The 1,406-nt window shown below is 62.5% G+C and carries 1 protein-coding gene; it reads left to right on the plus strand.

Annotated elements, in window-relative coordinates:
• Positions 1-1,406 (plus strand): Ig-like domain-containing protein (locus tag BLU64_RS16910; RefSeq protein ID WP_139171545.1); only part of this gene is annotated, 1,406 nt, incomplete at both ends.

The raw sequence follows: 1,406 nt of genomic DNA on the forward strand, positions 1-1,406 counted from the left end.
CAGCCGCAGGCCATCACCGGCCGCGTCGGCAACGACGTGCAGGTGGGCGATACGGTGACCGTGACCATCGGCGATCAGGCTTACCAGACCACCGTGACGGCCTCCGATAACGGCAACGTGTGGAGCGTGAGCGTGCCGGGCGACGTGCTGGCCGGTAACAGCCAGATCCACGCGGAAGTGACCACTACCGATAGTGCAGGCAATGCCACTACCGCTGGTGCTGACCACAGCTACGCGGTTGATACCGCCGCGCCGGAAGCCTCGATCACCATCGACGATGTGACCGGTGACAACACGGTGAATATCGCGGAAGCGGGACAGCCGCAGGCCATCACCGGTCGCGTCGGTAACGACGTGCAGGTCGGCGATACGGTGACCGTGACCATCGGCGATCAGGCTTACCAGACTACGGTGACGGCGTCGGACAACGGCAATGTGTGGAGCGTGAGCGTGCCGGGCGAGGTGCTGGCCGGTAATAATGACATTCATGCCGAAGTGACTACCACAGATGCGGCCGGTAACCCGACCACGGCATCTGCCGATCATGGCTACGCGGTAGATACGGCCGCGCCGGAAGCCTCGATCACCATCGACGATGTGACTGGTGACAACACCGTCAATATCGCCGAAGCGGGTCAGAGCCAGAATGTGACCGGTCGCGTCGGCAACGACGTGCAGGTGGGCGATACGGTGACCGTGACCATCGGCGATCAGGCTTACCAGACTACGGTGACCGCCTCCGATAGCGGCAACGTGTGGAGTGTGAGCGTGCCGGGCGAGGTATTGGCCGGTAACAGCCAGATCCACGCGGAAGTGACTACCACGGATGCGGCCGGTAACCCGACCACGGCATCTGCCGATCATGGCTACGCGGTCGATACGGCGGCGCCGGAAGCGTCGATCACTATCGATAACGTCACCAGTGATAACACCGTCAATATCGCGGAAGCCGGTCAGCCGCAGGCTATCACCGGCCGCGTTGGCAACGACGTGCAGGTCGGCGATACGGTCACCGTGACCATCGGCGATCAGGCTTACCAGACCACCGTCACCGCGTCGGATAACGGCAACGTATGGAGCGTCTCCGTGCCGGGCGACGTGCTGGCCGGAAACAATGACATTCATGCTGAAGTCACCACCACGGATGCAGCCGGTAACCCGACCACGGCATCTGCCGATCATGGCTACGCGGTCGATACGGCGGCGCCGGAAGCCTCCATCACTATCGATAACGTCACCGGTGATAACACCGTCAATATCGCCGAAGCCGGTCAGAGCCAGAATGTGACTGGCCGCGTCGGCAACGACGTGCAGGTCGGCGATACGGTCACCGTGACCATCGGCGATCAGGCATACCAGACTACGGTGACCGCCTCCGATAGCGGCAACGTGTGGAGTGTCAGCGT

Source organism: Lonsdalea quercina (assembly GCF_900107885.1).
GTDB classification, from domain to species: domain Bacteria; phylum Pseudomonadota; class Gammaproteobacteria; order Enterobacterales; family Enterobacteriaceae; genus Lonsdalea; species Lonsdalea quercina.